The sequence below is a fragment of the Pantoea sp. UBA4549 genome (assembly GCF_002387285.1).
Taxonomy (GTDB): domain Bacteria; phylum Pseudomonadota; class Gammaproteobacteria; order Enterobacterales; family Enterobacteriaceae; genus Pantoea; species Pantoea borealis.
In genome coordinates, this window is the sequence record NZ_DGLH01000009.1 from 616,549 (window position 1) to 630,369 (window position 13,821).

Annotated in this window: 13 protein-coding genes; 2 read left to right on the plus strand and 11 right to left on the minus strand. The window is 58.8% G+C overall.

What is annotated here, in order from left to right; all coding sequences use genetic code 11:
* Positions 1-103: 103 nt before the first annotated feature.
* Together nadE and cho are read left to right on the plus strand one after the other, a co-directional pair.
* Complete coding sequence (gene nadE / locus B3041_RS09595) at positions 104-931, plus strand: ammonia-dependent NAD(+) synthetase (protein ID WP_065649499.1); 828 nt, start codon at positions 104-106, stop codon at positions 929-931.
* A 111-nt stretch (positions 932-1,042) separates the two neighbouring features.
* The gene (cho, locus tag B3041_RS09600; protein ID WP_065649500.1) at positions 1,043-1,903 is read left to right on the plus strand and encodes an excinuclease Cho; all 861 of its coding nucleotides are present in this window, start codon (positions 1,043-1,045) and stop codon (positions 1,901-1,903) included.
* Positions 1,904-1,983: 80 nt separating this feature from the next.
* Here cho and spy read toward each other — a convergent pair whose 3' ends face one another.
* From spy to cheR, 11 genes are all read right to left on the minus strand, one after another.
* On the minus strand, positions 1,984-2,475 hold the full coding sequence (gene spy, locus B3041_RS09605) for an ATP-independent periplasmic protein-refolding chaperone Spy (RefSeq protein WP_065649501.1): 492 nt from the start codon (positions 2,473-2,475) through the stop codon (positions 1,984-1,986).
* Positions 2,476-2,784: 309 nt separating this feature from the next.
* Complete coding sequence (gene astE, locus B3041_RS09610) at positions 2,785-3,774, minus strand: succinylglutamate desuccinylase (RefSeq protein ID WP_292971915.1); 990 nt, start codon at positions 3,772-3,774, stop codon at positions 2,785-2,787.
* Between the two features lie 26 nt (positions 3,775-3,800).
* Positions 3,801-5,129, minus strand: coding sequence for an N-succinylarginine dihydrolase (gene astB / locus B3041_RS09615; RefSeq protein ID WP_065649503.1), 1,329 nt, complete (start codon positions 5,127-5,129; stop codon positions 3,801-3,803).
* Positions 5,116-6,594 carry a succinylglutamate-semialdehyde dehydrogenase gene (astD, locus tag B3041_RS09620; RefSeq protein WP_292971919.1) on the minus strand — a complete coding sequence of 493 codons (1,479 nt, stop codon included), beginning with the start codon at positions 6,592-6,594 and terminating at the stop codon, positions 5,116-5,118. The genes astB and astD overlap by 14 nt, the downstream gene beginning before the upstream one ends.
* Positions 6,591-7,622 carry an arginine N-succinyltransferase gene (astA, locus tag B3041_RS09625; protein WP_292971922.1) on the minus strand — a complete coding sequence of 344 codons (1,032 nt, stop codon included), beginning with the start codon at positions 7,620-7,622 and terminating at the stop codon, positions 6,591-6,593. The genes astD and astA overlap by 4 nt, the downstream gene beginning before the upstream one ends.
* Entirely contained in the window at positions 7,619-8,839 is a 1,221-nt protein-coding gene (locus tag B3041_RS09630) for an aspartate aminotransferase family protein (RefSeq protein ID WP_065649506.1), read from the minus strand. Before B3041_RS09630 ends, astA begins: the two co-directional genes overlap by 4 nt.
* 371 nt (positions 8,840-9,210) lie before the next feature.
* Positions 9,211-10,632: a YchO/YchP family invasin gene (locus B3041_RS09635; RefSeq protein WP_065650481.1), complete on the minus strand. Its 1,422-nt coding sequence runs from the start codon at positions 10,630-10,632 to the stop codon at positions 9,211-9,213.
* A 171-nt stretch (positions 10,633-10,803) separates the two neighbouring features.
* The gene (cheZ, locus tag B3041_RS09640) at positions 10,804-11,445 is read right to left on the minus strand and encodes a protein phosphatase CheZ (protein WP_065649507.1); all 642 of its coding nucleotides are present in this window, start codon (positions 11,443-11,445) and stop codon (positions 10,804-10,806) included.
* Positions 11,446-11,454: 9 nt separating this feature from the next.
* Positions 11,455-11,844, minus strand: coding sequence for a chemotaxis response regulator CheY (gene cheY, locus B3041_RS09645; RefSeq protein WP_039384013.1), 390 nt, complete (start codon positions 11,842-11,844; stop codon positions 11,455-11,457).
* 39 nt (positions 11,845-11,883) lie between these two features.
* Positions 11,884-12,933: a protein-glutamate methylesterase/protein-glutamine glutaminase gene (locus B3041_RS09650; protein ID WP_065649508.1), complete on the minus strand. Its 1,050-nt coding sequence runs from the start codon at positions 12,931-12,933 to the stop codon at positions 11,884-11,886.
* Entirely contained in the window at positions 12,930-13,805 is an 876-nt protein-coding gene (cheR, locus tag B3041_RS09655) for a protein-glutamate O-methyltransferase CheR (protein WP_065649509.1), read from the minus strand. Before cheR ends, B3041_RS09650 begins: the two co-directional genes overlap by 4 nt.
* Positions 13,806-13,821 lie beyond the last annotated feature (16 nt).

The window sequence follows — 13,821 nt, forward strand, 5'->3', positions numbered from 1 at the left end:
GTCTGCACTCGCCGCCGTTTGGCTTGTTGTTTTGCGGCCAAGGCGTTAGCTTTAGCTGATGTTACGCATCATGCCGTCAGGCTTCCGACTTAAGGAGAGGTTCATGTCACTGCAGCAGGAAATCATTCAGGCCCTTGGTGTTAAACCCGCTATCGATCCGCAGCAGGAGATCCGCGTCAGCGTCGATTTTCTGAAAGCCTATCTGAAAGCGCATCCTTTTCTGAAAACGCTGATTCTGGGCATCAGCGGCGGGCAGGATTCAACGCTGGTCGGGAAGCTGGCGCAGACCGCGGTCAGCGAGCTGCGTCATGAGACCGGCGATAAAGAGTACGCCTTTATTGCCGTGCGCCTGCCGTACGGTAAACAGGCCGATGAGCAGGATTGTCAGGATGCTCTGGCATTTATTCAGCCTGACCGTACTCTGGTGGTTAATATCAAAGAGGCGGTACTGGCCAGCGAGCGCGCACTGCAGGAAGCGGGTATTGCGCTGTCAGATTTTGTACGCGGTAACGAAAAAGCGCGCGAGCGCATGAAGGCGCAGTACAGCATTGCCGGAATGACCAAAGGCATCGTGCTGGGCACCGATCACGCGGCGGAAGCGGTCACCGGTTTTTATACTAAATATGGCGACGGCGGCAGCGATGTAAACCCGATCTTCCGCCTTAACAAAGGCCAGGGTAAACAGCTGCTGAAAGCGCTGGGTTGCCCGGAACATCTCTGGATGAAACACCCGACGGCCGATTTGGAAGACGATCGTCCCGGCCTGCAGGATGAAGTGGCGCTTGGCGTCACCTACCAGCAGATCGATGATTATCTGGAAGGAAAAACCATTGATGCCGGGGCTGCGAAAACCATTGAGGGCTGGTACACCAAAACCGAGCATAAACGCCGTTTGCCGGTTACTGTTTTTGACGACTACTGGAAAAAGTAACCTCTCCCTGCGGCTCTCCCTCTGCGGAGAGAGAGTCGCGCCCCGCTTGCCACTGGCGATAAAAACAGCACGCTGATACACTGTATACAAAACCAGTAAGCGGAGCATTCTTTGGTCAGACGAGCAACCAGCCATCGCCTCGACTTTGACGCGGCGGCAATCTATCAATATCCCGAACACCTGCGCCAGTGGCTTGAAGGGCTGCCTAAAGTGCCCGGCGTCTACACCTTTCACGGCGAGAGCGAAAACCTGCCGCTTTATATCGGCAAAAGCATTAATTTGCGCAGCCGGGTTATGGCGCATTTTCGCACCACGGATGAAGCGAGCATGCTGCGTCAGGCGCGGCGCGTAAGCTGGATCCCTACCGCTGGCGATATTGGCGCACAGCTGCTGGAAGCGCAGATGATCAAAACGCAGCAACCGCTGTTCAATAAGCGCCTGCGTAAAAATCGTCAGCTCTGCTCACTCCAGCTGGGCGAAGGCGCGCCGGAAGTGGTTTATGCAAAAGATGTCGATTTCTCACGTTCGCCCGATCTTTACGGGCTGTTTCGCAGCCGTTTCGCCGCGCTGGAGAAGCTCAAAAGCATGGCAGACGATCTGCAGCTCTGTCACGGCCTGCTCGGGCTGGAGAGCCTGCGGCCGGGGCGCGGCTGCTTTCGCGCAGCGCTGAAGCGCTGTGCCGGTGCCTGCTGCGGAAAAGAGAGCGTGGAAGCGCATCAGCAGCGGCTCCGTGAGGGCCTGGAACGCTTTCGCGTGGTGTGCTGGCCGTGGGAAGGCCCGGTTGGCATGGTGGAGCGCGGTGCTGAGATGACGCAAATCCATGTAATCGATCACTGGTTCTGGCTGGGGTCTGTGGCCACTGAAGCGGAAGCGCGCCAGCTGCAGCGCGCGCGCCAGGGATTTGATCACGACGGCTATAAAATACTCTGCCGTCCGCTGCTTTCCGGCGAGTTCCCGCTGATAGAGCTGTAAAAAAACCGCCGACGCTGTTCAGGGCGGTACTCTGTCCTGAACAGCGCCGGCGGTCTTAATCCGGATCGGTTACGGTGTGTTTACTCACCGTCAGCAGGCGGTGGTGGCATTTTACCATCGTGTGGCGCTTTTTCCGTCAGGCGCGTTTCGAAATTGGCGTTGTACTGCTTTTTCTGTTCCGGCGTCAGTACGTTGTAGATTTTGTTCTGCGTTTCCATCATGCGTACCGCATTCTCTTTAGCATTCGCGGTCATTTTCTCAGCCTGTGCTTCAGCTTTGCTGCGATCAAAACTGTCGGCGGCAATAATGGCATGGTTCGCGCGGCGCGCTTCCGGCGACGGACGCTGCATCTCTTTATGACCATCCTGCATGATGGTGCGGATCTGCGTTTTCTGCGCATCGGTCAGCGTGATGCCTTTAAACATCTCCATACCGTGATGGCGCATTGGCTTATGCATCGGCTTTTCACTTCCGGCCGGCGGTGGCGTCAGGTTATCGGCCGCAGCGTGGACGATATTGGCGGCACCCAGTGCCATTGCGGTAGCCAGAAAAACAGAAGTCAGTTTACGCATAATATTGTCCTTTCTTGTCAGTTATATGACGACAGCCTGTGTCGCGTCTTCGGAAACAAGCATACGACGCTGAACGTCAACTACTCAGAACCTGAGTAAAGCCCTGAAAGCATAGAAGACAGATATCGTGCGATCATGGAGAGATTGCGAAGAATTACGTGAGAAAATGCAAAAGAGTATGACAACAGCGGGAAAATGGCAGGAATTAAGGAGGAGTGTAATGAGTTTGCCCGCAGCGGGAAAGCAAAATATTAAACGCTGCATATCAGCGGGCTGACGCCACCCACGCGTCAGCCGCGCCTCAGCCGTTTACTGCGCCGGCAGCTGTGCGTTCTCTTCCGTCAGCATCAGCCCGGCCCGCAGGCCCGGCGCCACCTGCGGATTGGGAAAGAGCACATATTCCCGCGCCTGTTGTACGTAATAGCGCGTATCGCCCTCTTCTGCCAGCAGCGTTCCCTGCGGGAAAGCGGTGAAATTCAGCGTGTCTGCGCTCATATGCAGCGTGAATCCCTCTCCCTGACGGGTGATCTGTTGTGAGACGTGATAGCGCCGCGGTTGTCTGAGCGGCTGCGGCCACGTTTCGCCTTCAAGCAGCGCAGCGAGTGCCTGCTGCACCGCGCTGAACTGCGACAGGTCATTGTCACCAAACGGCCGCGCCTTACCCAGTTCGAGCGTCGAGCTCGCCGCATGATGATGCTCGCAGCTGTAGTGGGTAAAGGTGCCGCCTGGCGCACGATGAAAAACCAGTGCCTCCAGATCAGCGGCGGCCAGCCATTGCATAAACGTATCCGGCCACGGCCGTTCGCTCGCGGGCATAACGGCAAAGCGCGGATAATACGAACCGCGGATGGCGGTATGCAGATCAAGATGCCAGCGCGACGTCTGCCTGTGACAGCTTCGCCAGAAGCGCTCCATGACCTGTTCCAGCTGCAGGGCGCGCTGCGCTTCACTGGTTTCACTGACCCTCTGCCAGCGGCCACCAAACAGCCGGTTGAGATCGTACTGCTGATAGCGACGGCCGCTGCGCAGCGCTGCCGGATTACCCAGTATCACCAGCAGCCGCACTGCCAGCGGTTTCTCTCCGCTCAGCAGCGGCGCCAGCAGCTGTTCCACTATTTCCACCGGCGCCGTTTCATTACCGTGGATCCCTGCTGACAGCACCAGTGCCCGATCGCAGTGCGTCAGCGGCGTCAGCGAGAGGATCCCTTCCGCCTGCCACTGCCAGCGCAGATACGCGGTCTCTCCCTGCGTAACGGCAGGCGGCGTGCCCGCCAGCGTCTGTTGTAAAAAACTGCGCATGCTTTCTCCTTTATCCTGCCTGAACGTCAGCGCTGAAAGGCGTAGACGCTGCCCAGCTTCAGCAGCTGCGTCAGCGCATCCAGAGCGTCACGCCCTTCCTGCAGCAGCGCCGGATCGGCCAAATCCGCCTGCGTGAGATGGTCGCGATAGTGGCGCCCGGCCCACTGGCTGAGCTGCGTAAACAGCTGCTCGTTCATCATGACTGCCGGGTTGACCGCCCGCTGCTCTTCTGCCGTCAACACGACCCGCAGGCGCAGGCAGGCTGGCCCGCCGCCGTTGCACATGCTTTCACGCAGATCGAATACCGTGAGCTCCCGGATCGGCCCGCCGCTCTCTGCCAGCTCCGTCAGATAAGCCCAGACACCCGGATGCTGTCGTGACTCTTCGGGCAAAACCAGCCGCATACCGCCATCGGGGTGCTGCAGCAGCTGGCTGTTGAACAGATAGGTCGCCACCGCATCGCTGACGGATACGCGCGCACGCGGCACCACGATGGCAGTAAAACCCGGCACCCGCTCTGCCAGCTGTTTCAGCAACGCAGGCTGATTGACAAAAGCGTCCTCATGGCAGAACAGCACCTGCTGATTACTGACGGCAATCACATCATTGTGGAAGACACCCTGATCGATCACCGCCGGGTTCTGCTGCGCGAAGATCGTCCGCGCCTCATCAAGCTGATGCAGACGCGCAACCGCTCTGCTCGCTTCCAGCGTCTGGCGTGCCGGATAGCGTTCAGGCGTAATGCCGGCGTGCTGTCCCTCGCGTCCATAGACAAACAGCTGCAGGCCGGCGTCGCCGTAGCGCGCCGCGAAGCGATTGTGATTCGCGGCCCCTTCGTCACCAAACAGCGCCACCTGCGGCAGCGCGTCATGCACGCAGAAACGCTGCGGGTCGCGGAAAATTGCCCGCAGCAGGTCAGCCGTTTCCGGCGCTTCAATGGCGCGGTGAAACGTATTATTCAGATTGGCAACGGTAAAGTGAACGCGTCCGTCACCGCTGTCTGCCGACGGCGAGACGGTCGCCGCGTTGGCAACCCACATTGCCGAAGCGGAGCTGGCGGCAGAGAGCAGCTGCGGTGCCTGCTGTGCAGCGCGCGCCAGCACCCGGGCATCACTGCCGTGAAAACCGAGCTGGCGCAGCAGCGGCAGATTAGGCCGCTCGTGCGGCGGGATCACCCCCTGCAGATAACCAAGATCGGCCAGCGCTTTCATTTTGCGCAGCCCCTGCAGCACCGCCAGCCTGGGATTAGAAGGCCGCAGCTGATTGCGGGTTGACGCCTCATTACCAAACGACAGGCCCGCGTAGTGGTGCGTCAGACCAACCAGGCCATCAAAATTCACTTCAGCTGCGTTCATCGCGTGCTCCCTGAGCAGAGAAGTCAAGACCCGGTGAGAGCGTGTCGGGCAGAGCCAGACTGCTGCTCTCAAGGGTTGCCATCGGCCACGCGCAATAGTCCGCGGCATACCATGCGCTGGCGCGGTGGTTGCCGGATGCGCCGATGCCGCCAAACGGCGCAGTGCTGGCCGCGCCGGTAAGCGGCTTGTTCCAGTTGACGATACCGGCACGCGCTTCCAGCAGCAGCTGATCAAACTGCGCGCGCTGCGGTGAGATCAGACCGCATGAGAGGCCATAGCGTGTGGCGTTAGCCAGCGTAATCGCCTCACTGTAGTCGTCATACCGGATGATTTGCAGCAGCGGTCCGAACACCTCTTCATCCGGCAGCGCGCTCACATGCGTCATATCAATGATGCCCGGGGTGATAAGCGCGCGCTGGCGATCCGGCCACTGCATATTCAGCAGCACTTCACCGCCCAGCGCCACGCGCTGCTGCCACGCCTGATAAATCTGTCCGGCAGCGGCAGGCGAAATCACGCTACCCATAAACGGCTGCGGCTCCGCATTCCACGCCGCGGGCTGCAGCCGGCTGCAGACGGCCACCAGCCGCTGCAGAAACGCGTCACCCGCCGCGCCCCGTTTTACCAGCAGGCGACGCGCGCAGGTGCAGCGCTGCCCGGCAGAAATAAAAGCTGACTGAATAGCAATATGTACGGCGCCATCAATATCTGCCGGATCTTCGACAATCAGCGCATTATTGCCGCCCATCTCCAGCGCCAGCATCTTCTCCGGCTGGCCGGCAAACTGCCGGTGCAGGTGGTACCCCGTGGCGGCGCTGCCGGTAAACAGCACCCCGTCAATCTGCTCTGCCTGTGCCAGCGCCTGGCCGCTTTCACGTCCGCCCTGCACCATATTGAGCACGCCCGCCGGCAGCGCTGCCTGCTGCCACAGCTGCACGGTTCGTTCCGCGGTCAGCGGCGTCAGCTCGCTGGGCTTAAACACCACGCAGTTTCCCGCCAGCAGCGCGGGCACAATGTGGCCATTTGGCAGATGCCCCGGAAAATTATAGGGCCCGAACACCGCCAGTACGCCGTGCGGACGATGGCGCAGTGCGCTTTCACCCGACTGCTGTTCGCCGGTACGGGCATGGTACGCTTTCACTGAAATGGCAATTTTATTGATCATCGCCTGCACTTCAGTCAGCGTCTCCCAGCGCGGCTTGCCGGTTTCCTGTGAGATGATTTCCGCCAGCTCTGTCTTATGCTGCTCCAGCAGAGCGGCAAAGGTTTCCACCCCCGCCTGGCGCGCCGTAAACGGCAGTCGCGCCCAGTGCGGAAACGCCGCGCGGGCTGCCGCACAGGCGGCGCTGACCTGAGCCACAGAGGCGGCGTTGCCCTGCCAAAGCGGTTCACCTGAAACCGGATCGGCTTTCGTGAAGGCGTCACCGTCGCCGCGCAGCCACTGATTATTAATAAAGTGCGTCATGCCTGTTTCTCCTCGCGGCAGAGTGTTACAACCCGTAGCGCATCACCATATTCACAGCACAGCGCCTGACGCTGGCTCTCACTGAGACAGACGTGACCGGTGGCGATATCCACCGGCAGCAGCGTGGCGCGAAAGCGCTGATAATTGCTGTTAGCAACCAGGCAGAGCGGCCAGTGCGCCTGCGCCTCACCGGCACCTGCCGGCAGCAGCGTGCTTTTACGAATCGCCCGGATACGATCAACTTCACACTCCAGCGTCGGTCCGCCATCAAAGATGTCGATATAGTTCTGATAGCGAAAACCCTCCGCCTCCAGCACCGCGCGCGCCGGAGCCGTTTTCGGGTGCACTTCACCAATGACGCGCTGCGCCGCCTCGCTGAGATAGTGAATATAGAGCGGATGTTTCGGCATCAGCTCCGCGATAAACGCTTTCTGACCGGTGCCGCTGAGAAAATCTGCCTGGCGAAACGGCATCGAGAAGAAATGGCTGCCTACGCTGTCCCAGAAAGGAGAGTGCCCGCTGTCATCGCTGACGCCGCGCATCTCTGCCACCACGTTACGCATAAAGCGATCGCGGAAGTTCGCCATAAAAAGAAAGCGTGATTTAGAGAGTAAATAGCCGTTCCTGCCGTCGCGGTAGTCGGGATCGAGAAACAGCGTACAGAGTTCGCTGCTGCCGGTATGGTCGTTACTGAGCGACAGCACCGGCAGACTGGCGTACACATTCAGCTCTCTGGAGGCGTGTACCTGCGTGCCGACCCGGAAGTTGTACCACGGCTCCTGTAACCCGACCGCCACTTCAATCGCGCAGATCCCCACGGCCCGGTTATCGTCACTGCTGGCCAGCACAAAGACATAACCCTGTTCAGCACGCGGCAGCGCACCCTGCCAGGTCAGCAGTGAACGCTCAATACGTGCCTGCAGTGTGGCGCTGTCTTCCGGCAGCGAGGTAAGCCCGCCGCCGGTTTTGCCCGCCAGCAGGAGCAGCTGCGCCAGGTCATCATGTTCAACCGGGCGGATCACCATCATGATGTGGCTCCTCTGAGAATACGTTCACAGGCACGTTCAAAGCGGGCCAGGCCCTGCTGCACGTCTTCCTGACTGATATTAAGCGCGGGCGCAAAGCGCACTACGCTGGCACCGGCAATCAGGACCATCACGCCCTCTTCGGCGGCCGTGAGATTGAACTGTTTGGCTTTTCCGGCGAAATCGTCGTTGAGTACGGCGCCAATCAGCAGCCCGAGGCCGCGGATGGTTTTAAACACCGGCAGCCGCTGGTTAATCGCCTGAAGCTGATCAACAAACCACTGATGCCGCTCGGTCACGCCAGCGAGAAAAGCGGGCTGGTTGACCAGCTCCAGCACTTTACCCGCCACCGCACCCGCCAGCGGGTTACCGCCATAGGTCGTACCGTGTGTGCCCACCCCCATCACCTGCGCCAGATCCTCACGCGTCAGCATGGCACCAATCGGGAAGCCGCCGCCCAGCGCTTTTGCGGTAGTGAGCACGTCCGGCGTAACGCCGTAGTGCATATAGGCGTAAAGCGATCCGGTACGCCCCACGCCGCTCTGCACTTCATCAAAAATCAGCAGCGCCTGATGACGATCGCACAGCTCACGCAGACCGCGCAGGAAGGCTGCATCGGCAGGCAATACGCCGCCCTCGCCCTGTATCGGTTCAACAATCACGGCACAGGTGCTGTCATTAATCAGCGCAGCGGCCGATTCCAGGTGATTAAACTGCGCATGCTGAATGGCCGGCGGCAGCGGCGCAAAGTCGCGCGAATAGGCGGGCTGTCCGCCAGCCGACACCGTAAACAGGGTGCGGCCATGAAAAGCGTTGGTGAACGCCACAATGCCGCTTTTTTGATCGCCAAAGCGGTCGTGCGCCACTTTGCGCGCCAGCTTAAGCGCGGCTTCATTCGCCTCGGCGCCGGAGTTGCAGAAGAAAACGCGATCGGCAAACGTTGCGTCAATCAGCTGTTTTGCCAGCCGCAATACCGGCTCGTTGGTATAGCCATTGCCGGTATGCCACAGCTTTGCCGCCTGCTCTGTCAGCGCCTGCTGCAGCGCGGGGTGTGCATGGCCCAGCGCGTTCACGGCGATCCCGCCAGCAAAATCGATATACTCTTTGCCCTGTTGATCCCACAACCGCGATCCTTCAGCCCGTACCGGTACAAAGGCTGCTGGCGCATAGACCGGCATCATCCATTGATCAAAATCGTGACGTGTAACCTGCAGTGACATAGCCGGATCTCCTGCCTCACCCCGGGTGAAGCTATTGTTTTAAAATTGTTAAGAGTGCGTAATCAGCAGCCCGACTATAAGGTGCAGCAAGCGTGCCAGCCAGAGGGCATAATGCATAAAAGGGAGTCAACAACGAAATTTCAATAAGTTACGGCAGGCTGTTATTCACTTATTTTGCATAAAAAGTGAATATTATGGTTGCGCCGCCGCTAAGGCAGCAAATTATTTAGCGGATTTATGCATTTATGGAAGGAAATGTTGCTTTTGTGATCGCACAGCAAATATTTCGCCATAACAGGGCACGTGGCGCGCGCTGGCAGCGCAGCACGCGCTAACGTGGTGCGAAAAAGTGCCTTCGCGTACGGGTGCGATCAGGGCGCCATGATATCGAAACTGTCACGGTTATGCGGTTCCAGGGCGACCGGCGGCTGCAGCTGGAGATCGATCCAGTTTGAAGTGACCCGCTGCTGTTTACTGTCTTCAACCGTCACCGACAGACGATAGTGATTCGTTGCGCCTGGCGAACTGTCCCAGGCGGGCATAATAATGCTCCAGCCCTGCGGATCGTCAGGCCGGGTACCCGGCGTCAGACTCAGCGCCTGCGTGTCGCCCTGCCAGCTTACTTTACGTACCGGATTCGCGCTGCGGATCTGCACTTTCAGCGGCAGACTCTCACCAGGATTCAGCTGCCACGGCGGCGTGGCGAGAAAAACAGAGAAGGTTTTTCGCTGGCGAAAAGCCAGCACCGGCGTCGAGCTGCGCGTCACCGTATCATAGCGGCTGCCGCGCAGCGAACGGGTGGCGGCAACGTTATCCGGGCTGAGCTGCTGACTGAGCGCCACGCCGAACCGGTAGTTAAGATGCAGCCCGAGCTGATCCTGACTCTCCCCTTCGCTGCTGGTTTTGTGGCTGGCGGAAACGGTAACCAGTGGCACCGGCGTATAGGAGAGACCCAGCGTCAGCGCAGAGGGATTGTGATACGTGTTGCCGGAGTTAAACAGATCAACATTGTTGCCCAGATACTGTTGCCAGCTGACCGAAACGCCCAGCTGACGATAAAACGGCAGATAGCCGCGCGTGGTGACATCATAGCCGCGCGCCAGCCGCTGCTGCTGAAACGGATTGCGGTTGCGCCAGCCTGAAAGCGGCGTGTAGTAGTTAGCGGAAAAGCGCAAAAAGTCAGACCAGGCTTCAGTACCTACCGACGCACGCTGCAGTCCGCTGTCGAACATACGATCCACAAATCCGTTATAACCGAGCAGCCAGTTACCCGCCACCCAGCGCTGTCCCAGGCCGGCATTACCTATTATCCCGTCATCCGTCTGATGAACACCCAGCTCGCTGAAGGTCAGGTAGTTATAGCGATCGGCCCACGGCGTCAGCAGTGACGCACCGCTGCCGCTGAAGTTGCCTTCCATGTCGACATTAAGATCGATCTGCGCCTGCCCGTAAGGCGACAGCAGCAGCTGGCCTTCATCCGCCACCCGGGTCGCGACCTCATCGCGAAAATGATTAAAGGCCCAGATCCCGGCCTGCTGCCCCAGTGAAGTATCACTGTCGCCGTTCTGGCTTGCTTCGCCAATACTCTTCGCGATAGTCGCCAGCTTTTTACTGAACACGTCGGTATCAGCGTTATAGCCCAGCGCCGGCAGGTTATCGGCGATTTGCCGGAAATGAGCAGGATCGGTAAAGGGGGCATCAGTGACGCGGGTAGCGGTTGTCAGCGCCAGCGCAGGCAGCGCTACGCCAGTCAGGCAGAATGGCAGAAGTGTGCGGATAAGCAGTGGCAACATAAAATCAGTTATCGTTTCGGTAATAAAGTAGATGGCGATCACAAAACGGCAGATCTAACCTTATCACACTCTGCTGATTCTGCTGGCTATTTAGGAGGATTCACGGAAAGCGGTGCAGGCGTATGGCAGAGCAGTGCAGAGACAGACCGGGTGCCTGTCTCTGCGCTGCGGTTAAAAACCTAAGCTGTCCAGCAGGTCATCAACCTGATCCTGACTGGAGACCACGCCAGGGGCGTTTGCGTGGATCTGTGGGCCGTTCAGCAGGCTGGTGGCATCTTTACGCGCCGTTGCGTTTGCTTCCGGCATGTTCTCCAGCAGCACCATCAGCAGCTGCCGTTCAATTTCCTGGATAACATCCATCATGCGCTTGATCACCTGACCCGTCAGGTCCTGAAAATCCTGCGCCATCATGATATCCAGCAGCTGCTTGTTGGTGAATGACGTGTGCTGCGGCACCTCAGCGAGAAACTCACGCGTATCCGAAACCAACTCGCGCGCATCAGCAAGCTCGATCGGGTTTTCAAACCACGCATCCCAGCGCCCTTTTAACTGGGTGGCGCCCGCTTCCATCTTATCCTGATGCGGCTGTGACGCTTCCACACTGTTCAGCGCGCGTTCTGCTGCCTGCGCCGTCATCTGTACTACGTAATCCAGACGATCGCGGGCATCCGGGATCGCTTCTGCGGCTTCGGCAATCGCCTGATCCAGCCCGAGTTCACGCAGGCTGTCGCGCAGCATACGCGTCAGCGAGCCAATTCGGGCAATAATGTCGTGTGCCGAGGCTTCTTCGGTTGATTTCGGAAGGTCGCTCATCACATCTCCTTACATGCCCAGTTTTTCAAAAATTTTACCCAGCTTCTCTTCCAGCGTGGCAGCGGTGAACGGTTTCACCACATAGCCGCTGGCGCCAGCCTGAGCGGCGGCAATAATGTTCTCTTTCTTCGCTTCTGCCGTGACCATCAGCACCGGCAGCTTGCTCAGCGTGGCGTCGGCGCGAATGGTCTGCAGCAGTTGCAGACCATCCATGTTTGGCATATTCCAGTCAGAAACCACGAAGTCGAAGCCGCCTGCGCGCAGTTTATTCAGCGCATCAACGCCATCCTCGGCCTCTTCAACATTATTAAAACCCAGCTCTTTCAGCAGGTTGCGGACGATGCGACGCATGGTGTTAAAGTCGTCCACTACCAAAAAGCGCATATTTTTATCAGCCATATCTACTCCTGTGTTGTCTCGTCCGGCAGGACGGGCTCGTTAAATTCGCAATGCCTGTCCGGCGCTAATTTTTGCCAGCATATGCTGGCTGATGTGGCCCAGATCGACCACTTCGCTGGCGCCGCCCATCGCTATCGCTTCGCGCGGCATGCCAAATACCACGCAGCTGGCTTCATCCTGCGCGATGGTCCAGGCGCCTGCGCGATGCATTTCCAGCATCCCGGCCGCGCCGTCATTTCCCATCCCGGTCAGAATGACGCCCACTGCATTTCGTCCTGCGTTAACGGCCACTGAGCGAAACAGCACATCTACGGAAGGTTTGTGCCGGTTAACCGGCGGGCCATCATTAAGTTTTACAACGTAGTTCGCCCCGCTACGCCCCAGCTCCATATGCATTGCGCCGGGCGCAATATAGGCGTGGCCTGGCAGAATACGTTCACCATCCTCCGCCTCTTTCACGGTGATCTGGCAGAGCTTGTTCAGCCGTTCGGCAAACGAGCGGGTAAAGCCCGGCGGCATATGCTGCGTGATCAGCAGCGCCGGACTGGTCGCCGGCAGCGGCTGCAGTACATGACGGATCGCTTCCGTACCGCCGGTGGAAGAGCCGATTGCAATCAGCTTTTCACTGCTGAGCAGCGGACCGGCTTTCAGCGTGACCGGCGCCGGCGACACGGTGCGCGTATGCAGCTTTGCCCGCGCCGCGCCGCGGATTTTGTCAGCGATCATCTGGCTGTAAGCCAGCATACCCTCGCGGATCCCCAGCTGCGGTTTCGTGACAAAATCCACCGCCCCCAGCTCCAGCGCGCGCAGCGTCACTTCCGAGCCCTTACCGGTGAGCGAGGAGACCATCACTACCGGCATCGGCCGCAGACGCATCAGCTTTTCCAGAAAATCGAGGCCATCCATACGCGGCATCTCGACATCCAGCGTCAGCACCTGCGGGTTGTACTGTTTGATCAAATCCCGCGCCACCAGCGGGTCCGGTGCCGTCGCGACCATCTCCATATCGGGATGGCTATTGATGATTTCCGTCATCAGCTGACGCATCAGCGCCGAGTCATCCACGCACATCACGGTGATTTTGCTCATCGTCTTTCCTTAGTCAGCCCATACACGGTCTGCCCGCGCAGCCAGAACTCTTTGCTGATCTGGCTGAAGTTTTCCGAATGCCCGGCAAACAGCACGCCACCCGGCTTCAGCAGCGGAACAAAGCGGCGCAGGATTTTTTCCTGAGTCTCTTTATCGAAATAGATCATTACGTTGCGGCAAAAAATAGCGTCAAACGGTCCGGGCAGTGCCCACTCATTGGCCAGCAGATTCAGCTGCGAGTAGTGCACCATGCCTGCCAGCTCGGAACGTACGCGCACCATGCCTTCATGCGGGCCGGTGCCGCGCAGAAAGAAGCGCTGCAGCTGTGACTGCGACAGCGTACGCAGCTCCTCCTGGCGATAGACGCCCGCCACCGCTTTTTCCAGCACCTGTGTATCGATGTCGCTGGCATGAACCTGAAATTTTCCCGGTCCGGTGCCCAGCGTTTCCGCCAGCGTCATCGCGATTGAATAAGGCTCTTCTCCGGTTGACGCGGCAGTACTCCAGACGCTGTAGCTTCCGCTGCGCTTCCGGGCATGTTCTGCCAGAATCGGGAAGTGATGCGCTTCGCGAAAAAACGAGGTCAGGTTAGTGGTCAGCGCATTGATAAACGCCTGCCATTCAGCGCTGTTAGGATCCTGCTCAAGCAGCGCCAGATAGCGGCCAAAATCGTCGATATTCAGCGTCCGCAGCCGCCGGACCAGGCGGTTGTAGACCATCTCACGTTTATGATCGGCCAGTACAATACCCGCACGCTGATAGATCAGCTGGCTGATACGACGAAAGTGCGTATCGGAGAGCGGCAGACGCTGTACCATCTGTGCAAGCAGCGTGGTCGGCTCATTTTGATCCAGGAACGTCGATTTCTTCATCTCGGGCCATCCGGCA